Genomic DNA, 20,461 nt, shown 5'->3' on the forward strand with positions numbered 1-20,461 from the left:
GAAAGCAGGAGGACTGTCTAATGGAACACACAACTCAAACGAAAATATTAGTCGTAGATGATGAGGCAAGAATTCGCCGCCTTTTAAAAATGTATTTAGAACGTGAAAATTATGAAATCGATGAAGCGGAAAATGGAGATGAGGCGATTCAAAAAGGGCTTCAAACCGATTACGACCTCATTTTGCTCGATTTAATGATGCCTGGTACAGATGGAATCGAAGTGTGTAATCAAATTCGAGACAAAAAAGCGACTCCAATCATTATGCTGACGGCAAAAGGAGAAGAGGCCAACCGCGTTCAAGGATTTGAGGCAGGAACGGATGACTATATCGTCAAACCTTTCAGCCCGCGTGAAGTTGTTTTACGTGTGAAGGCATTGCTCAGAAGATCGTCTCAAACGTCTTATCTTAATACTGGGACAACAACAAAAGATGTTCTTGTGTTTTCTCATCTTTCTATTGACCATGATGCCCATAGGGTGACGGCTGATGGCAAAGAAGTCAGCCTCACGCCGAAGGAATATGAGCTTTTATATTTCCTTGCAAAAACACCAGATAAAGTTTATGACAGAGAAAAACTGTTAAAAGAAGTATGGCAATATGAGTTCTTTGGAGACTTACGAACAGTCGATACCCATGTCAAACGACTTCGTGAAAAACTGAATAAAGTGTCACCAGAAGCAGCGAAAAAAATCGTAACTGTATGGGGTGTCGGGTACAAATTTGAGGTCGGCGCTGAATGAAACTGTGGAAAAGTGTTGTAGGAAAGCTATGGTTAACCATTCTTTTCCTCGTCCTGATCGTTTTATCTATTTTAACTGTGCTTCTTTTAGAGTTCATTGAGAATTATCATGTAGAAGAAGCAAAATCTGATTTAACACAAATGGCGAACAAAGTAGCGGTCATTTTAGAAAGCCATGAGGATCAATCGCTTGCAAGATCGATAACATCAGAACTCGCTGACAAATTGACGAGTATTGCGATCATCCAAGAGGACGGGCTAGAGTGGTATTCGTCTGAAAAAGACGGGAAGCTTCCTGCGATTACAAAGAAACAAATTGAAGCGGACAGCGATTTAAATCAAGCACTGAAAGATCGTAAAAAAATCAGTAAACGTGCAGAACCTGATGCAGGCAATCAAAAAGATGAACGAATTGTAGTCGGTGTTCCATATGAGGCGAACGGAAAAAAAGGCATGGTCTTTCTTTCTCAGTCACTCCTCGCTGTAGAACAAACAACGAAACATACGACGCGATACATCTTCTTAGCCGCTGGAATTGCGATTGTACTGACCACTATATTCGCTTTCTTCTTGTCAACACGTGTCACCTATCCTCTTAGAAAGATGAGAGAGGGTGCACAAGATTTGGCGAAGGGGAAATTTGATACAAAGATTCCTATTTTAACGCAAGATGAAATTGGAGAACTGGCGATCGCCTTTAATCAAATGGGGAAGCAGCTTAAATTCCATATAACCGCCTTAAATCAAGAAAAAGAACATTTGTCTAATATTTTAAGCAGTATGGCTGATGGCGTCATCACGATCAATATTGATGGAACGATCTTGATGACAAATCCTCCTGCAGAACGATTTTTGCAGGCGTGGTATTATGAGCAAAATATGAAGATCAAAGATGGAGATGAACTGCCGCCAGAAGCGCGCGAGCTATTTCATACAGCTGTCAGCACAGAAAAGGAGCAAATGATCGAAGTTACGCTACAAGGGCGTACGTGGGTTCTTCTCATGTCTCCGCTTTATAATCAGCAGGATGTCAGAGGAGCAGTTGCAGTCCTTCGTGATATGACGGAGGAACGAAGACTTGATAAACTGAGAAAAGACTTCATTGCCAATGTCAGTCATGAACTTCGTACACCAATTGCCATGCTGCAAGGGTACAGTGAGGCGATTGTAGATGATATTGCAGGATCAGAAGAGGAAAAGAAAGAGATTGCGCAAATTATCTACGATGAATCACTTCGAATGGGACGTCTTGTAAATGATCTTCTAGATCTAGCGAGAATGGAAGCAGGTCATATTACACTGAATCTTGAATCAACAGATACGGAAGAGCTGACTGAGAAGATCTACCGCAAGTTTCTAGGGATTGCGAAAGAAAAACAAATCGATCTTACGTATAATATTCAAGTGGATGAACCGTACTTTGTATTCGATCCAGATAAGATTGAGCAAGTGTTTACGAATCTCATTGATAATGCCATTCGTCATACACCAGAGGGCGGAGAGGTTCACTTTTCGGTTCAATCGGTGGAAAACGGGCTGAAAATGGATGTGAAAGATTCGGGAAGCGGAATTCCAGAAGAGGATCTGCCCTTTATTTTCGAGCGCTTCTATAAAGCTGATAAAGCAAGAACAAGAGGACGTTCTGGTACTGGGCTTGGCCTTGCGATTGTGAAGAACATCGTCGAAGCGCATCAAGGCTCTATACATGCTCACAGCAAAACGGGTGCAGGTACACACTTCACCTTCTATATTCCGAGAAAAAAGCAGGAACTCGTCTAATCTTGACGAAGAATCTTGTTACATGAGAAACACTTCTTTTCGAAAGAAAATGAAGTGTTTTTTCTATTTTGAAATTTTTAAGGAGAAGTTAAACAAAAAGCCCTTTCCAAACTGTCGAACTTGTAATATATTTGTCATAAAGTTGTAATGTAACGTTTTATAAGAGTCACTCGACAAAAATAAGTGAACGGAGGGGTTTCCTATGCATGAAACCTTTCAAAAAATATATGATTCGTACCATCAAGATTTGTACCAGTTTTTATTTTATATGGTTAAAGATAAAAATCAGGCAGAGGATCTCGTGCAGGAGGTTTACATTCGGGTACTTCACTCATATAAAACTTTTGAAGGAAGAAGCAGCGAGAAAACATGGCTGTTTTCAATTGCAAGGCATGTGGCGATTGACTGGTTTCGCAAACAGCAAACCATTAGACAACGGGTGCTCGGCACGTTTGATTGGGATAAGCAGGATGTAAAAGACCCAGACTTGCTCCCAGACGAACTAGCTGTACAGGATGAAAATACAAAAGAAATTTATGCCGCACTTGATCACTGTACGATTGATCAAAGAGCTGTCATCATTTTAAGGTTTATCCAGGGCTACTCAATCATGGAGACGGCAAAGGCGCTAAAGTTCTCGGAAAGCAAAGTCAAAACAACGCAGCACCGAGGCCTGAAAGTGCTCCGAAAACATATGGAGCTTTTGAAGGAGGAGCTAGTGAATGAAAACGAACAGGTCCGATTGGAGCGAAGAACGAATCAAGGTGTTACTAAGTCAGCTTCCAAAAGTGGAGGACAACCGTTCATCTAAGCAGATATACCAGCAGATGCTGATGGCAAGCGGGAAGAAAAAGAAAAGTGTCAGATGGATCGGTCCAGCGGTGGCAACCGTTGTGGTTTTATTTATGGCGTTTTTAATTTCTCCTCATTTATTTCAGCGTGCTGCTCAAGAACAGCATCAACAGATGAAAATGGAATCAAGTGCTGACAAAGGACAGGTGAATGCCACATTAGAGCCGGTGAAACAGGCAAATGGTACCGCGCACGTTGTTTCTCATGAAGACAAGCAAAAATATATGACGGTTGCATACATAGATGAATCAACATCTCAAGTGGTTCCTATTAGTATTGAAAAAGAAAATGAACATGACCATTTGCAGGAAATGATGAACACATATGAACAGGTGCAGCTGCCTGAAATGACAAAGCCACTTCAATCTTATCTTGAGATGGTGGACCTTCGTGAAAAAGGGAATACACTTGTCTTTCAGTTAAAAAATGATTTGTCCCTTGATACGATAAAGGAAGCCAATCGGTTTAAAGATATGGTAAAAGAAACGCTGAAATGGAGCAGGTATAAGCAAGTGGAAGTCAAATCTGTCAAAGGCTCTCAGCTTCAATTAGGGGCAAGTGGAAGCATCGGCAGGGTATCGATTGATAAACAAACAAAGCAAGCTTATTACGTATTAGAAAATAAGAGCGGGACTTTTTTGGTGCCCTCAAAAACGCATTATTCTTCTTATGAAGAGGCGGTAGAGGCCATGAAACGGACGAGTGATTCTGGGCTCGAACCATTAATTAAAGAAGAATCCATTAAAGAAGTGACATCAAAAGGTAAGCATGTGACCATCACGTTTGGAGCATCAGCGAAATTATCGGACTCAATTGATCATATTCTACTCATTGAAGGTCTGCTGCTCACAGCGAAAGATTTTGGTTTTACAGATGTCACCATTCAAAATGTAGGAACAGATCAAGTAGGACCATATGAATTAAACGAACCAATAGAGGTACCGGCTCTGCCGAATCCAGTTGTCATCAAAGATCGTTAAAGGACGCAAGCAAGTCATTGCGTTCTTTTTTTATGTATAGAAAATGGCCTTCTTGCTGTATACTAAGCTGTCATGAAAAGAACCTCAAAGAAGGGGAGTCACTGATGAAAAGGTATTGCTTCATAGGTGCAAGCTGTTTTTTGTTCTTCATCTTAGCACCATTTGCCCATGCGCAGCAGACAAACGAATGGGTGGAGCCAGTGAAAGGAGAAGTCACTGACTTGTTTGGGACAAGGGGCGGCTCGCATAAGGGATTAGATATAGCTGCGCCAGAAGGAGAATCCATTTTTGCTGCAAGTGAAGGTGTGGTCACGCGTTCGTATGTATCGGCTACATATGGAGAGGTTGTGTTTATTCAGCATCCAAACGGATACGAAACCGTCTATGCTCATTTACACGACCGTTTTGTCAAAAAGGGTGACCAAGTACAAGCGGGAGAGCCGATTGGCATCATTGGCAACACAGGAGCCTCTAGAGGCACTCATTTACATTTTGAGGTACATCGTGGCAATTGGTCAGTCAGCAAAGAGGATGCGATAGATCCGCTCCAAATGATTGCAGTGGAACGTTTCAAAGAGCCAGCACTTCATGTAAATGGACATGAAACAAATACATATGTCATTAAAAAAGGGGACACTCTTTGGTCAATAGCAAAGGCGCATGAAATGACTGTGGAACAATTGAAAAAGATCAATGAGTTGACCAGTCACCTCATTCGAACAGGAGACCGTTTAATGGTTTCAAAAAAATAAACCTCATGCAAAAGCATGAGGTTTCAGCGAGTAGACAAACCCTCGCATTCGCCCGCAGGTCTGCGCGCCGGTACTCACGAATGTCAAATTCGCTCCGTTCCGGTGCTCGCCCTTCCTAGGGCTGCAAAGGTTTTCTATCACGCTGAAAAGAAGACAAAGGGCTAAAATCAAGATCATTTTAGCCCTTTATCACTGTTTTTTAAAGGTCAATCAGGCGGACAGAAAGAATATCCTGTACTTCCGTTAATTTTTTCACAATTTCATCCTCTAGATGCTTATCGAAAGAAAGCATCATAATGGCTTCGCCGCCTTTTTCTTTACGTCCTACCTGCATTGTTGCGATGTTGACATCGTGGTCGCCTAAAATCTGTCCAACCTTTCCAATCACACCAGGTGCATCTGTATGCTGGATGTAGACAAGGTGTCCATCTGGATAAAAATCAATATTAAATCCATTAATAGAAACAACGCGTTCCCCTAGATGCTGGATGTAAGTCGCTTTTAGAGTAAAGGTTGAAAGATCACCTTTGACTTCAATAGAAATACTGTTTTCGTAACCAGATTCGCTGGAAGAAATTTTCTCACTAAAGCTAATGCCGCGTTCTTTTGCGACCATTCCAGCATTTACTTCATTCACAGTCGAATCAACGCGCTCTTTTAAAAAGCCTGAGAGGAGACTTTTTGTGATAAAGGATGTTTCGAGTTTTGAAATAGAGCCTTCATAAGAAATGCCTACTTCTTTTACAGGTTCTCTCATTGATTGAGAGACAAGACGTCCAAGTTTTCCTGCAAACTGATGATAAGGCTGAATCTTTTTAAATTCGTCTTTTGTCATCGCTGGTAGATTAATAGATGACATGACAGGAAGGCCTTTGGCAAATTGAAGGACTTCTTCAGATACTTGCGCTGCTACATTTAATTGTGCTTCTTTTGTAGAGGCACCAAGATGCGGAGTTGCAATGACGTGTGGATGATCCACAAGCGGATTATCAGTTGGAGGTTCTACCTCGAATACATCGAGCGCAGCTCCTGCGACATGGCCGCTTTCAAGTGCCTCAAGAAGGTCAGCTTCGTCAATAATGCCGCCGCGTGCACAGTTTACAAGGCGAACACCTTTTTTCGTTTTTGCAATCGTTTCTTTATTGAGAAGTCCTCTTGTTTCTTTTGTTAATGGCGTATGTACAGTAATAATATCTGATACTTCGAGTACTTCATCGAGTGATTTCGCATTGACGCCAATTTTTTCTGCACGTTCCTTTGTGAGAAATGGGTCAAACACGTTGACTGTCATGCCAAACGCTCTTGCACGCTGGGCGATTTCACTTCCGATTCTGCCTAAGCCGACAATCCCAAGAGATTTTCCGTAAAGCTCAGCACCAACATATGCACCTCTGTTCCATTCTTTTGATTTGACAGAAATATTGGCTTGCGGAATATGACGCATAAGTGATGAAATCATGGCGAACGTATGCTCAGCTGTCGAGATCGTATTACCGTTTGGTGCATTGATCACAATGACGCCATGCTTGGTTGCTTCATCAATGTCAATATTGTCTACTCCCACACCGGCACGGCCGACAATTTTTAATGAAGTCATTTTTTCATAAAGCTCTTTCGTTACTTTCGTGGCACTTCTGACAAGTAAGGCATCAAACGTGTGTAATTCATCTTCTGCTTCTGCTACATTTTTTTGGACAATTTCAACAAAATCTGACTCTAAAAGTGGTAGAAGACCATCATTGCTCATCTTATCTGAGACTAATACTCGAAACATCGTAAGATTTCCTCCTAAAATAAACGTCATAAATATCTGATAATTTACCATATTCCTTTTCACTGTGTCAATCAAATTAAAGCAGTAAAGTGAAAAAGAAAACACGAACATTTCTTTGTGTCTTTATAAAGAATGAACACCTTTAAACAAAAGATAACCAATTTTTGCGCATTTGTCATTAGAATTTTTGTGTTTTTTACGATTTCTTAAAACTGATGAATTTGCTCAGGATTTTTATCTGTACAAATGCTCATATATCATATATAATGATGTCGAATTGAATAATGATCAATCTTCGGGGCAGGGTGTAATTCCCTACCGGCGGTGATGAGCATAGTCTCTAAGCCCGCGAGCCTTTTTGGCAGGATTCGGTGTGATTCCGAAGCCGACAGTATAGTCTGGATGGGAGAAGATGGAGGTTCATAAACGTTGAAAACATTGATGTTTACACGTTTATTTGTCTAGCCCAATTTCCCCGCTCCTGTTTTCAAGGGCGGTTTTTTTGTGGCTAAAATGGAACAATCCTCTTTTCGAAAGATTTGATCGAAAAGGAGAGAGAATATTGAATCAAAGTAAAGTAAAGCGTTTAGTCGTAATCAGTATGCTTAGCAGTATTTCATTTGTTTTAATGTTATTAAACTTCCCGTTCCCTGGGCTTCCAGGATATTTGAAAATTGATTTCAGCGATATTCCAGCGATTATTGCGATTTTAATTTATGGGCCGGGTGCAGGTATTGCTGTTGAGGCGTTAAAAAATGTACTGCATTATCTCATTCATGGCAGTATGTCTGGTGTTCCTGTTGATCAAGTAGCGAACTTTACAGCAGGCGTATTGTTCATTTTACCAGTGGCCTTCATTTTCAAAAAAATCAAATCGGCAAAGGGAATTGTATGGTCTATGTTCTTGGGCACAGTGCTTATGACTGTGATGATGAGTATTTTAAATTACTTCCTGTTTCTGCCGGCTTACACATGGTTTTTAAATGCACCTCAACTTTCGGATAATATGCTCAAGGCGACGATAACAGCAGGGATATTGCCTTTTAATCTTATTAAAGGCATCATCATTACCATCGTGTTTAGCCTCATTTTTGTGAAAATGCGTCCATGGTTTGAAAATAAACGCCGACTTCAAAATAGTTAATATGAAAAAAGCCCCTGCATAAGGGGCTTTTATACTATTCATGCTTAAGTGGGTCACCCTCGAAAGATTCGTCCGCAACTTTGATTGAATCCGTTGGACATCCTTCAAATGCATCAAGCATATCTTCTTCAAGTACTTCTGGAACCTCTACAGTTCCTTGGTTGTCATCAAGCGTAACAAATGCAATGCCTTCATCATCATAATCATAAATGTCTGGAGCAGCTGCACCGCATGCGCCGCAAGCAATACATGTGTCTTTGTCTACAATTGTATATTTTGCCATGTTAAAAAAATACCTCCCAGATTGTTCGATGGAACAAATGGTCTAACCTTTTTAGTTTCACCGATAAAAAACAATTTCCTCAAACCTTATTGTAATGATTTTAATTTCACATTTCAACTGTAAAGTGATTGAGAATGCTTATCACATAAGGGTTTGTTCATAACTTTCCCCCACAAATTGAGTTTAAACATTTCTTCTTCTATGAAATCTGTTAAAATAAAGGGAGAATATATTCGAATTTTGTCAGGAAGACAGGTGCTTTGGCGAATGACTCTTCATTATTTGGATGTCATGTTAATGGACAGCGTATATAAATTGAACGGCGAACGCTCCATAAGTGCTGTCTACCATCTTTTTAAAGGAAAAAAATCATCACAAACCATACAGGATGCCAGTTTATTTCAGCTTTCAAAGTACTTCGGCTGTTATCCGGGGTTTACGAGGGATCAGCTGAATCGCTCTACTATAAAACTTGACGAAGAGCACTACATCAAAAAAACGGGGGAGACATTCACTGTTACAGATGCAGGACAGCGTATGCTAAACCAGTATTTTTTAGAAAAACCGATGCCCGTTTATTTTCATGGTGCAAAATATCATGATAAAGCAAAGGTGCTATGGATGAGGCTCTCCTTACTTGTACAAGTGCTTTCTCACCATATGGCTGGATCGTATCAATATGTCCCAATACAAAGAGATGTATCCGTACAAAGCTGGACGAAATCCTTCTTAAAACAGCATCACGAGAAGAATAAACTTTCAGAAGAGCTGCATCATGAACTAGAAACGCTTCTTAGCCGTATAAGTGATCAAGAGGCGCTGATTTTTGTTTATTCATTGACGTCAAATGAAAGAATCGGGCGTACGTATCAGCAAATGGCAGAGTGGCTAAAAGAAGATGTGTGGTATGTGTACCTGCTTTTTTGGAATGTCCTTCATTATTTTATTCATGCTGCCCAAAAAGGTGAGGCACTAGTCATGCAGCAGCTCGTAGGTGACCTTGAATTCAAACGCGTGCTAACAACCTCTACTCACAAAACGCTCGAACTTGTGCAAAAAGGCTTTGATATTGATCAGATTTCGCATATTCGTTCATTAAAAAAGGCAACGATCGAAGACCATATTGTCGAGCTTTCCATACATGAACCGAACTTCTCAATAGAGCCGTATGTGAGCGAAGAAGCGCAGCAGGCCATTCATGCAGTAGCCAGGGAGCTTCAAACAAATAAAATGAAGCTGATTAAAGAAAAACTCGAACATTCATTTACTTATTTTCAAATACGATTGGCTCTGACAAGGATGGTGAAAGCAAATGGATAAGCTTCATCAGACGCTCATGCGATATTTTGGTTACGACTCATTTAAAACAGGTCAAGAGGACATTATTCAAAGTGTACTAAATCAAAAGGATACCGTTGCCATGCTGCCTACTGGCGGAGGGAAATCCATCTGCTATCAAATTCCCGGCTATATGACAGATGGATTAGTTCTCATTATTTCGCCGCTGTTATCGCTTATGGAGGATCAAGTAGAACGAATGAAAATGCGCGGAGAAAAACGAGTGGCGGCACTGAACAGCACATTGTCTTTTCAGGAGAGACGACATATCATTCGGCATTTGCCATCATATAAATTTTTATTCGTCGCCCCTGAGGCATTAATGTCAGAGGTACTGCTAGAACAGCTCAAATCGATGCATATTGGTCTGTTCGTCGTCGATGAAGCCCATTGTATATCCGAATGGGGGCATGATTTCCGTCCGGAATATTCTAAGCTGGGAGAATGGAGAGAAGCGTTAGGTCATCCTGTCGCCTTAGCACTTACGGCAACTGCAACAAAACAAACACTTAAAGATACCGTGCAAACGTTAAGATTGCAGCATCCGGACTTTCATATTCATTCTGTCAACCGGCCAAACATCGCTTTACTCAAAGAAGCGCACGAAACGAAAGAAGCAAAAGAGAAACGGGCCATTGAGCTTGTGGAATTCCTGCAAGGCCCCGGTCTGATTTATTGCCCGACTCGGCAAATGACTGAAGACATGGCGCTTTTTATGAAACAAAAAACCCATCAGCGTGTAGAGTATTACCATGGCGGAATGGATGCAGGAGACCGCATGCTTATTCAGCAGCAATTTATCAGCGGACAGCTTGATCTCATTTGTTGTACAAGTGCTTTTGGAATGGGAATTGACAAAGCAGATATACGATTTGTTATTCATATGAGCCCGCCGCAGTCAATTGAAGCATTTATGCAGGAAATTGGAAGAGCAGGACGGGACGGGAAAAACAGTGTGAGCATTCTTTTATATACAGAAGAGGATGCGGACATTCAACAGCATTTAATACAAGCCGAGGGCTTTGATGATCCAGAAATTGATTTTTTCTTAGCTAGACTGACACAAACGCAGACAAATGATGAAAAAAAATTACGTGAACAATTGATGGAATCAGGGCTTCAGGAGACACGGGCAAGAATGTTGATCCACTATTACAGGATGTATCAGTCTGAACAGCCTCGTGTGCTCCTGATGAAACTGAAAGAGAAATTGCAGGACAGACAAACAGAAAAACTGAGAAAAGTATGGCAATTTAAGGAGCGGATCACAGGTCATAGCTGCTTTAGACAATCTCTGTTATCATACTTTTACGAACAGCTTGATCAAACGGAGACCGCATCCTCTGGCAATTGCTGCTCTTCTTGCGGACTTGACCTGTCTGATTATGAAAAAAAAGAACAACCATTGGAGCTGAATGAAATGAAACACTGGAATACAGTGCTGAATCGTATGTTTCATCTGACAAAAGAGGCGCAGCATTGATCGAACAACATCGCCGAATCATTGAAAAATTAACCGATCGACAAGTCGTAGAACAGCTGTATTTTACGCAGCTGCTGATGCTGGTTATTTCTTTTTTACTAGGGATATTTATGTTCGATCATTGGACAGATTTCACATCCCTTTGGGAGATTCAAGATGCGCGGATACTGACTTATGGAATTGGCGGCGCTGTGCTTGTAATCATTGTGGATGCGATTGTCATGAAGGTGTTTCCTGCTCATATGTATGATGATGGCGGATTAAATGAAAAAATGTTCAAAAACCGCAGCATCCCGCATATTGTTTGGTTAACACTGCTCATCGCCTTTTCAGAGGAAATTCTATTCCGAGGGATCGTCCAGCAGCAATTTGGATTGGAGATTGCTAGTATCGTATTTGCACTCCTTCACTTTCGCTACTTATCAAAAATACTCTTGTTTATCCTTGTGGTTTCCATTAGTATTTTTTTAGGACTTTTATACGAGTGGACGGGGAATTTATTTGTTCCTGTCATGACCCATTTTGTCATTGACTTAGTCTTTGCTTGTCAAATTCGTTTAAAATATAGGGGGAGGGATGAACATGGAAGAAATGTCGAGAATGAAGAGAAAGAAAGAGCAGCTGACAAACATCCATGACGATGATGTTGAGAAGATTTTTGAAGAAGAAGTACAGCCTTCAGATGACTCTCACTTTCCTACACGAGAAGATTTTCATGAATATAAAAAGCAGCGCACAAAAAAGGTTCGCAATCCATTGTTTACAACACTGGCTATTATCTTTCCTATTATCGTCGTCACGGTGTTCTTCCTTTTGATCTACTACACGTCAAAGGAAATTAACCATAATAATAATCAAGATGTATATAATATTGATTCTACATCAAGTGCTGACACAGACCCAGTCCCGTCAGCACTTGCCGAAACGAAAAATGACTCAAGCGCTGATAAAGCGGATGTGTCTGATGATGAGAAGCAAAAGAAAGATGAAGAAAAACAGCGATCGAAAGAAAAAGCTGAACAGAAGAAAAAAGAAAAAGCTGCTAAAGAGAAAGAAGAGCGTGAACAAGCAGCGAAAGAAAAAGAGCGGGAGCGAGCTGAAGCTGCCAAAAAGCGTGAACAGCAGCAGCTAGCCCTGCAAAAGCAACAGGAAGAGAAAAAACGAAAAGAAGCTGAAGAGAAAAAGAAGCAGGAAGAAAAGCCAGTTCGTGTCGTGCAGCACACTGTTGGTCCAGAGGAAAACCTGTATCGAATTTCAATGAAGTATTACAAAAACCGTTCGGGTGAAGAGAAAATTAGAGCCTATAATCATTTGAAAGGTAACAGCGTGTACAGTGGTCAAGTGCTGAATATTCCACTAGAAAACTAATCATCTGACATGAATGAAGAAGCAGGCACATACATATGTAGAAAAAAGGGACAGGGTGTATGTGATGACATTGCACGCAATCAGCCGATATATGGATCAGCCAACACAGAAGATGATGGAAACATTGATCAAAAGAAAGCATAAATATGAGGGTTTTGCCAAGCAGTGCAAAAGGTGGCAATGGACAGCCCTTCTATCGCTGGCCATTCTTTTGTTTTATTTTGTGATCACGGCAAATGCGGGAGGCGGCTCGCTTCAGCCGGAAGCCATGATTGCCACACTGCTTGGTCATGAAGTATTTCTGTTTTGGATCATGGCTGAGGTTTTTGCTTTTTATGCTTCTTATTACTATAAGAAAAAAGAAGAAAAGGCTGAAGATGAATATCATCGGCTTCGATGTGAAATTATACAAAAGAGCACAGACTTATGGCCGCAATCAAATCAGTGGAAAGAGCGCGAGGCAGTTTTTCACTATATGCAGAAGCAATATGACATTAATCTCTATTATGAAAGTAAATAAATGAGAAAAAAAGACGTTTAACAGTTGAAACGTCTTTTTTCATTCAAGCGTCTTATGAAAGAAAGATATGTAAGGGAGCCATTTGCGATGAAATATGCCATCGGATTTACTGCCGCCATTGCGGCTGTTACAACAGGTGTGTGTGTAACGGCAAAAATGGTGAAAACGGCAAAACAAAACAACATCAAAAAGCATTACTTTACAATAGAAGCACTTCAATCAGACCGGCCTGCTGTCATTTTCTTTATTTCTGATACACACAGACGTCTCATCAGTGACACTTTATTAGCAGAAATCAGACAGGAAGAGCCAGATGTGATTATGATTGGCGGAGATTTAGCAGAAAAAGGTGTGCCCTACGCAAGGATTGAAGAAAATGTGAAACGTTTATCAAGAATTGCGCCGGTTTATTTTGTTTGGGGAAATAATGATCATGAGCTGCACCAGCAAAGGTTGAAAGAGATTCTTCATGCATACGATGTCACGACTTTGCAAAATGAAACGGCTGTATGGAATTTCGAAGGCCAGCGAATTAAAATCGGAGGAATTGATGATATTCGGCTTGAAAAAGCAGATTATGAAGCGATACGGCCAGAGTTTGTGAAAGAAGATGTCAATATTCTCTTATCACACAATCCAGATGTACATCATTTGATGAGTGAAGAGGAAGGAATTGATCTTGTCCTGAGCGGTCATACGCATGGGGGACAGATCCGAATTGGGAAATTTGGACCGTATGAAAAAGGAAGAACAGGCCAGGTCAAAGGTGCGTTCTTTCTCATTAGTAATGGCTACGGAACAACAAAAATTCCCATGCGTCTCGGAGCAGAACCAGAAACCCATCTGATCTATTTAATGCCTCTAAAAAAGCGTTAACTTGCGGAACCCTCAATATTTTCCATAAAAGTCACCGTAAGCATAGCTTCATGCTTGTCTTCCGTCTTGACACAGTGTAAACTGAATACAAAATTAAGAACCTATGACTCATCATCTCATATACTACAGTATGATGTGTGTTTAGAAGAGGCAGGAGGGAACGTTATGCGACTGGAGCGTCTGAATTATAATAAAATCAAAATTTTTCTCACACTAGATGACCTGACAGACCGAGGTCTTACGAAAGAAGACCTTTGGAAAGATTCGTTCAAAGTCCATCAACTGTTTAAAGACATGATGAACGAGGCGAATCAGGAGCTCGGTTTTGAAGCGAATGGACCGATTGCTGTTGAAGTATTTTCTCTTCAGGCGCAGGGGATGGTCGTCATTGTCACAAAGAGTCAGCAGGAAGATACTGATGATGAGTTTGATGAAGATTACATTGAGATGCAAGTCAAGCTCGACGAGAGCAAGCATGTGCTCTATCAATTTGCCTCGTTTGAAGATGTGATTCAACTGTCCCATAGTTTAAGTCGTATTGGACTTTTAGGGGGTACAGTTTACCATTATGAAGGTCAATATTATCTCAGCCTAGATGATGTTGGAGAACTATCTGCTGATACAGTCATTTCAATTTTAGCAGAGTTTGGTTCACCTACGACACTAACCATTCACCGGCTAAAAGAGTATGGAAAAGTGATCATGCAAGAAGATGCTGTGAAAACGATTCAAATGTATTTTTAATCACTTTTTTCTATTATATTTAATACTGTTGTGATGAAACAACAGTATTTTTTTATATCCTTTTTTATATTTATAAACGCTGATATTTTATTTTGATAAAAAACGCTTTTTACCTTTGCTTTACCAGTACGAAGGTGTATACTATTGCTTGAAAGGGAGCAGTAGATCATGAAAGATTTCTAGGGGGTTTATTTTAATGGCAGCCGATCAAAACGCCGCTCATAACGCAGAAGATAAGCTAGATGTTTTAAAGTCAACTCAAACCGTCATACATAAAGCGCTAGACAAATTAGGGTATCCGCAGGAAGTGTATGAATTACTGAAGGAGCCAATTCGTCTATTAACGGTCAAAATTCCAGTACGTATGGATGATGGATCTGTGAAAATTTTCACTGGTTACCGCGCACAGCACAATGATGCTGTCGGTCCAACAAAAGGCGGAATTCGTTTCCACCCGAACGTTACGGAAAAAGAAGTAAAAGCGCTTTCAATTTGGATGAGTTTAAAATGTGGAATTGTGGATCTTCCTTATGGCGGAGGAAAAGGCGGTATTATCTGTGATCCAAGAGAAATGTCATTCAGAGAGCTTGAAAAACTTAGCCGCGGCTATGTTCGCGCCATCAGTCAAATTGTTGGACCAACAAAAGATGTTCCGGCACCAGACGTGTTTACGAACTCTCAAATTATGGCATGGATGATGGATGAATATTCTAGAATTGATGAGTTTAACTCGCCAGGATTTATTACAGGAAAACCAATTGTTCTTGGAGGATCACACGGACGTGATACTGCAACAGCAAAAGGTGTGACGATCTGCATCAAAGAAGCGGCGAAGAAAAAAGGAATTGACATTAACGGGGCTCGTGTTGTCGTACAGGGATTCGGAAATGCAGGAAGCTACTTAGCTAAATTCATGTATGATGCTGGAGCAAAAATCGTAGGGATTTCAGATGCGTACGGCGGATTATACGATGAAGATGGTCTAGATATTGACTACTTGCTTGACCGACGTGACAGCTTTGGAACCGTCACTAAATTATTTAACGATACAATTACAAACCAAGAGCTGCTTGAGCTAGATTGTGATATCCTAGTACCTGCAGCCATTGAAAACCAAATCACAGAAGATAATGCGGCAAACATTAAAGCCAAAATTGTCGTTGAAGCAGCAAATGGTCCAACGACACTGGAAGGAACCAAAATTCTTTCAGATCGTGGTGTACTACTTGTCCCAGACGTACTTGCGAGTGCGGGTGGTGTAACTGTTTCTTACTTTGAATGGGTTCAGAATAACCAAGGGTTCTACTGGACTGAAGAAGAAGTTGAAACTCGTTTAGAAGATATGATGGTGAAATCATTTAATAATATTTATGAAATGGCGCAAAACCGCCGGATCGATATGCGTCTTGCTGCATATATGGTCGGTGTACGTAAAATGGCTGAAGCTTCTCGATTCAGAGGCTGGATTTAAGCGGCTTATTTGCATCGCGCCTTAAAATCTCCTATCCTTAAATAGGAGATTTTTTTATGGAATGGAACAAAGAATCAAACAGCCCAGCAATTGTTATTGCAGTGAAATGACAGGAGTGGAACAAATGAAACAAGAAAAAGCGATCATAATAGGAGGCGGACCATGCGGGCTATCAGCTGCCATCGCATTCAAGCAAATTGGGATTGATGCACTTGTGATTGAAAAGGGGAATGTCGTGAATAGTATTTATCATTACCCAACACATCAAACCTTTTTTAGTACAAGTGAAAAGCTTGAAATTGGTGATGTCGCTTTTATTACTGAAAATCGTAAGCCCGTTCGTATTCAGGCACTTTCCTATTACCGAGAGGTCGTCAGACGAAAAAGCCTGCGTGTGCATGCTTTTGAAAAAGTAAACGCCGTGACGAAACAAGATGGCCGTTTTACAGTGAATACATCAAAAGACGACTATTCATGTGATTACGTCGTCATTGCAACTGGCTACTATGATCATCCAAACTATATGAACGTCAAAGGAGAAGACCTTCCCCACGTGTATCACTACTTTAAAGAAGGACATCCATATTTTGATAAAGATGTGACGGTGATCGGCGGGAAGAACTCCAGTGTGGATGCTGCGCTAGAACTTGTGAAATGCGGAAGCAGAGTCACTGTGCTGTATAGAGGAACTGAATATTCATCCAGCATCAAACCTTGGATTTTACCAGAGTTTGAAGCGCTTGTCCGTAATGGAACGATTCAAATGGAGTTTGGCGCGCAGGTGAAAGAAATCACAGAAGAAGAAGTGATCTTTACAAACCAGCAAGATCAAACGGATCGAGTGAAAAGTGACTATGTATTTGCCATGACTGGCTATCATCCAGATCATTCTTTCTTAGAAAAAATGGGTGTCACGATTGATCAAGAATCAGGCCGTCCAGCATTTGATGAACAAACGATGGAAACGAATGTTGAAGGTATTTTCATTGCAGGAGTCATTGCTGCTGGAAATAATGCGAATGAAATTTTCATCGAAAATGGAAGATTTCATGGCGGACTCATTGCTGAAGAAATCAACAAAAGAATCAACGGATAAAAAAAGAACTGGATCCTTCAAAAGGGATTCGGTTCTTTTTTATATAAATTGGGATTATATAGAAAGTTATTTTTAGAAAAATGGGCCCGAGTCATATAAAAAAAGGGTAAATCATGGTACGATAATGAAGGATAATGTAGGGAAAGAGGTCTGGTTATGATCGCAATCATCTCAGCAGGTTTAGCTCCCGGCATCGCACTTTTAAGTTATTTTTATTTGAAAGATCAGTACGACAATGAGCCGGTTCATATGGTCATCAGATCTTTTATGCTAGGTGTCATACTTGTGTTTCCAACCATGTTTATTCAATATGTCCTTCAAGAGGAAAATATCGCAACAAACCCTATCTTGATTTCATTTGTGACGTCGGGCTTTTTAGAAGAATCATTAAAATGGTTTATTTTAATGGTCAGCGTTTATGCGCATGCTCAGTTTGACGAACATTATGACGGGATTGTGTATGGAACGAGTGTCTCACTTGGTTTTGCAACACTTGAAAATATTCTTTACTTAGTCGGTCATGGGGTCGAATATGCATTTACCCGTGCTTTATTACCTGTATCAAGTCACGCATTATTTGGTGTTGTGATGGGATTTTATATCGGAAAAGCCCGCTTCTCTGATAAAAAGGAGCAGCGCAAATGGCTGATCCTTTCTTTAACGCTCCCTGTGCTGTTTCACGGCCTGTATGATTTCATTCTATTAGGGATGAAAAACTGGGGATATATCATGGTGCCGTTCATGATTTTTTTATGGTGGTTTGGTTTAAGGAAAGCAAAAAAAGCCCGTGCGGTAAAAATGGTGCAAATTTAATTTTTGAAAACGTCCTATTTGTTGATAGGGCGTTTTTTTGTCTTTTCCATCCAATTCTCTCCTGTGTTGAATGTATAAAAATAGGGATCGGAAGAAACATATATTCAAACATCAAAAGTACAGGAGGATCAAATATGGATAAAGCTCGTTTCATAAAACAAATCGTTCTTATCTTCTCAATCGTTCTTCTTGCGTCTTCACTTTTGACAGAGAGTAAAAGTGAAGCCTTCACCAGCCAAGTCATCCAGCGGGGCGCAACAGGAGAAGATGTAGTCGAACTGCAAGCGCGTCTCCAATACAATGGTTTTTACAATGGCAAAATTGATGGCGTCTATGGCTGGGGGACGTACTGGGCCGTTCGTAACTTTCAAAGCCAATTTGGCATCAAGAAAGTCGATGGACTTGTAGGCGAGAAAACAAAAAGCTTATTAGTTCAAAAGACGAAATACTACAAAGAATTTGTTCAAAAGCAGCTGCAGCAAGGGAACCAGTTTACCCATTATGGCGGAAAGCCTCTTGATCAGCAAACAAAGGCTCCGAAAAGAAGCACGCAAAAAAAGACAGCTCAAGGTACAAAAGAAAATCAAAAAAGTCAAAGTGGATCATCTGCGAAGTCTGGCAATCAGTCAGGCAGCCAGCAGGGAAATCAAACACCGAAACAAACAGCAGCCAACATGCCTGGTGGTTTTTCTAGTAATGACATTCAGCTCTTGTCGCAAGCTGTTTACAGTGAAGCAAGAGGTGAGCCATATGAAGGACAGGTGGCCATCGCGGCCGTGATCTTAAACCGTTTGAACAATCCGACCTTTCCAAATACGATCGCAGGGGTCATTTTTGAACCGCTAGCGTTTACCGCTGTTGCAGATGGGCAATTTTATATGACGCCAGATGAAACGGCAAAAAAGGCTGTGTTTGATGCAATCAATGGCTGGGACCCATCTGAGAGCGCCATTTATTACTTTAATCCTGATACAGCAACAAGTCCATGGATTTGGGGAAGACCACAAATTAAACGAATCGGTAAACATATATTCTGCGAATAAAAAGAGGTGTAAATAAATGATCAGAGGAATATTGATTGCTATTTTAGGAATTGCTGTCATCTCAACAGGTTACTGGGGCTATAAAGAACATCAAGAAAAAGACGCCGTGCTGCTTCATGCTGAGAACAACTACCAAAGAGCCTTCCACGATTTAACGTATCAGGTGGATCAGCTGCATGACAAACTGGGCGCAACACTTGCGATGAACAGCCAAACATCCATCTCACCAGCACTTGCAGATGTATGGAGAATGTCATCAGAAGCGCATAACAATGTTAGTCAGCTCCCGCTCACATTGATGCCTTTTAATAAAACGGAAGAATTCCTGGCGAATGTCGGAGACTTTAGCTATAAATCATCAGTCAAAACTTTATCAGACGAACCATTAAATAAAGATACACACAAAGCCATTTCAGCCCTTTATAATCAAGCATCAGATATCCAAAACGAACTTAGACAAGTGCAGCATCTCGTCCTTAATAAAAACTTAAAATGGATGGATGTTGAAATGGCGCTGGCTGACGGCGATCGAAAGAACGACAACACCATCATTGACGGGCTGAAAACAGTTGAGAGAAATGCAGATGCGTTTGCAGATGTCGATCTTGGGCCTACAAATGTGTCGACAGAAAAAGAAACACAAGGCTACAATCATTTAAAAGGCGATAAGATTTCAAAAAAAGAAGCGATCCGCATTGCACAGCAATTCACACCCGACCATAATCAACATTTTAAAGTGAGAAAAAGCGGCAGCAAAACCAATCGCGACGTGTACAGCTTATCGATGTCTGATCCAGACAGCCATGCTAACTTTTACTTAGACTTAACTGAAAAAGGAGGACATCCAGTCTACCTTCTTCAGAATCGTGACGTGAAAAAACAAAAAATCAGTTTGAATGATGCATCAGAAAAAGCACTCAGCTTTTTAAAGAAGCACGGATTTGACACAGAATCGTTCCATTTAGATGAAAGTGCACAATTTGATAATATCGGTGTATTTACCTATGTGCCTCTTCAAAAAAATGTATTGCTTTATCCAGATAGTATACGCATGAAAGTCGCATTGGATGATGGCGAGGTTGTTGGGTTTTCAGCGAAGGACTACTTAACGAATCATAAAACTCGAGACATCAAGGCACCGAAAATCTCTCAAAAAGAAGCACAGAAAACATTGAATCAGCATGTAAAGATCGAAGATACTCATTTGGCGATTGTGCAAAATGATATGTCAGAGGAAGTTCTATGCTATGAGTTCCTCGGAACGATAAAAAACGATACGTACCGCATGTTCATTAATGCAGATACTGGAAAAGAAGAACGTGTAGATAAACTGAAAAATGCAGAACCTATATATAAAGACCTATAGAAAAGGAAGCGAGGAAAAGGCTAATAAGTCTTTTCCT

At 40.6% G+C, this 20,461-nt stretch carries 20 protein-coding genes and 1 riboswitch; of the genes, 18 read left to right on the plus strand and 2 right to left on the minus strand.

Features of this window, described 5'->3' with window-relative positions; all coding sequences use genetic code 11:
• Positions 1-20 precede the first annotated feature (20 nt).
• The 5 genes from C9414_RS08215 to C9414_RS08235 all read left to right on the plus strand — a co-directional run bounded on the left by C9414_RS08215 (position 21) and on the right by C9414_RS08235 (position 5,105).
• Positions 21-743 carry a response regulator transcription factor gene (locus C9414_RS08215; protein WP_003215596.1) on the plus strand — a complete coding sequence of 241 codons (723 nt, stop codon included), beginning with the start codon at positions 21-23 and terminating at the stop codon, positions 741-743.
• Entirely contained in the window at positions 740-2,521 is a 1,782-nt protein-coding gene (locus C9414_RS08220) for an ATP-binding protein (protein ID WP_047204111.1), read from the plus strand. Before C9414_RS08215 ends, C9414_RS08220 begins: the two co-directional genes overlap by 4 nt.
• Before the next feature lie 202 nt (positions 2,522-2,723).
• Complete coding sequence (gene sigX, locus C9414_RS08225; protein WP_039179611.1) at positions 2,724-3,332, plus strand: RNA polymerase sigma factor SigX; 609 nt, start codon at positions 2,724-2,726, stop codon at positions 3,330-3,332.
• Entirely contained in the window at positions 3,244-4,353 is a 1,110-nt protein-coding gene (locus C9414_RS08230; protein ID WP_107163407.1) for a sigma X negative regulator, read from the plus strand. The genes sigX and C9414_RS08230 overlap by 89 nt, the downstream gene beginning before the upstream one ends.
• A 104-nt stretch (positions 4,354-4,457) precedes the next feature.
• Positions 4,458-5,105: a peptidoglycan DD-metalloendopeptidase family protein gene (locus C9414_RS08235; RefSeq protein WP_107163408.1), complete on the plus strand. Its 648-nt coding sequence runs from the start codon at positions 4,458-4,460 to the stop codon at positions 5,103-5,105.
• A gap of 199 nt (positions 5,106-5,304) precedes the next feature.
• Here the strand turns inward: C9414_RS08235 and serA are convergent, their stop codons facing one another.
• Entirely contained in the window at positions 5,305-6,879 is a 1,575-nt protein-coding gene (gene serA / locus C9414_RS08245) for a phosphoglycerate dehydrogenase (protein WP_107163409.1), read from the minus strand.
• 287 nt (positions 6,880-7,166) lie between these two features.
• Positions 7,167-7,297: riboswitch (FMN riboswitch) on the plus strand.
• 144 nt (positions 7,298-7,441) lie between these two features.
• Between serA and C9414_RS08250 the strand changes: the two genes are divergently transcribed.
• Positions 7,442-8,023, plus strand: coding sequence for a riboflavin transporter FmnP (locus C9414_RS08250; protein ID WP_024428075.1), 582 nt, complete (start codon positions 7,442-7,444; stop codon positions 8,021-8,023).
• Positions 8,024-8,057: 34 nt separating this feature from the next.
• Here C9414_RS08250 and C9414_RS08255 read toward each other — a convergent pair whose 3' ends face one another.
• A complete protein-coding gene (locus C9414_RS08255; protein ID WP_003215700.1) occupies positions 8,058-8,306 on the minus strand; it encodes a ferredoxin in 249 nt (82 codons plus the stop codon).
• 267 nt (positions 8,307-8,573) lie between these two features.
• On the opposite strand from C9414_RS08255, the gene C9414_RS08260 reads away from it, so the two are divergent.
• The 12 genes from C9414_RS08260 to ypeB all read left to right on the plus strand — a co-directional run bounded on the left by C9414_RS08260 (position 8,574) and on the right by ypeB (position 20,424).
• Positions 8,574-9,626: a YpbB family protein gene (locus C9414_RS08260; RefSeq protein ID WP_107163410.1), complete on the plus strand. Its 1,053-nt coding sequence runs from the start codon at positions 8,574-8,576 to the stop codon at positions 9,624-9,626.
• Entirely contained in the window at positions 9,619-11,127 is a 1,509-nt protein-coding gene (locus tag C9414_RS08265; protein WP_107163411.1) for a RecQ family ATP-dependent DNA helicase, read from the plus strand. Before C9414_RS08260 ends, C9414_RS08265 begins: the two co-directional genes overlap by 8 nt.
• Positions 11,124-11,765 (plus strand): CPBP family intramembrane glutamic endopeptidase, encoded by a 642-nt coding sequence (locus C9414_RS08270; protein WP_047202731.1) that lies wholly within the window; start codon positions 11,124-11,126, stop codon positions 11,763-11,765. The genes C9414_RS08265 and C9414_RS08270 overlap by 4 nt, the downstream gene beginning before the upstream one ends.
• Entirely contained in the window at positions 11,710-12,495 is a 786-nt protein-coding gene (locus C9414_RS08275) for a LysM peptidoglycan-binding domain-containing protein (protein WP_047202732.1), read from the plus strand. The genes C9414_RS08270 and C9414_RS08275 overlap by 56 nt, the downstream gene beginning before the upstream one ends.
• 64 nt (positions 12,496-12,559) lie before the next feature.
• A complete protein-coding gene (locus tag C9414_RS08280) occupies positions 12,560-13,015 on the plus strand; it encodes a DUF2663 family protein (protein ID WP_047202733.1) in 456 nt (151 codons plus the stop codon).
• 87 nt (positions 13,016-13,102) lie between these two features.
• Complete coding sequence (locus tag C9414_RS08285) at positions 13,103-13,891, plus strand: metallophosphoesterase (protein WP_107163412.1); 789 nt, start codon at positions 13,103-13,105, stop codon at positions 13,889-13,891.
• Positions 13,892-14,056: 165 nt separating this feature from the next.
• A complete protein-coding gene (locus C9414_RS08290; RefSeq protein WP_107163413.1) occupies positions 14,057-14,635 on the plus strand; it encodes a genetic competence negative regulator in 579 nt (192 codons plus the stop codon).
• Positions 14,636-14,831: 196 nt separating this feature from the next.
• Complete coding sequence (locus tag C9414_RS08295) at positions 14,832-16,106, plus strand: Glu/Leu/Phe/Val family dehydrogenase (RefSeq protein WP_007500982.1); 1,275 nt, start codon at positions 14,832-14,834, stop codon at positions 16,104-16,106.
• A 124-nt stretch (positions 16,107-16,230) separates the two neighbouring features.
• Positions 16,231-17,202: a YpdA family putative bacillithiol disulfide reductase gene (locus tag C9414_RS08300; RefSeq protein WP_107163414.1), complete on the plus strand. Its 972-nt coding sequence runs from the start codon at positions 16,231-16,233 to the stop codon at positions 17,200-17,202.
• A 156-nt stretch (positions 17,203-17,358) separates the two neighbouring features.
• Positions 17,359-18,015 (plus strand): glutamic-type intramembrane protease PrsW, encoded by a 657-nt coding sequence (gene prsW, locus C9414_RS08305; RefSeq protein ID WP_024422824.1) that lies wholly within the window; start codon positions 17,359-17,361, stop codon positions 18,013-18,015.
• Positions 18,016-18,149: 134 nt separating this feature from the next.
• Complete coding sequence (gene sleB / locus C9414_RS08310) at positions 18,150-19,058, plus strand: spore cortex-lytic enzyme (RefSeq protein ID WP_047202736.1); 909 nt, start codon at positions 18,150-18,152, stop codon at positions 19,056-19,058.
• 16 nt (positions 19,059-19,074) lie between these two features.
• Positions 19,075-20,424, plus strand: coding sequence for a germination protein YpeB (ypeB, locus tag C9414_RS08315; RefSeq protein ID WP_047202737.1), 1,350 nt, complete (start codon positions 19,075-19,077; stop codon positions 20,422-20,424).
• Positions 20,425-20,461: the final 37 nt, after the last annotated feature.

Source organism: Bacillus sp. Nf3, from assembly GCF_003028545.1.
In the GTDB taxonomy this organism is placed as follows: domain Bacteria; phylum Bacillota; class Bacilli; order Bacillales; family Bacillaceae; genus Bacillus; species Bacillus safensis.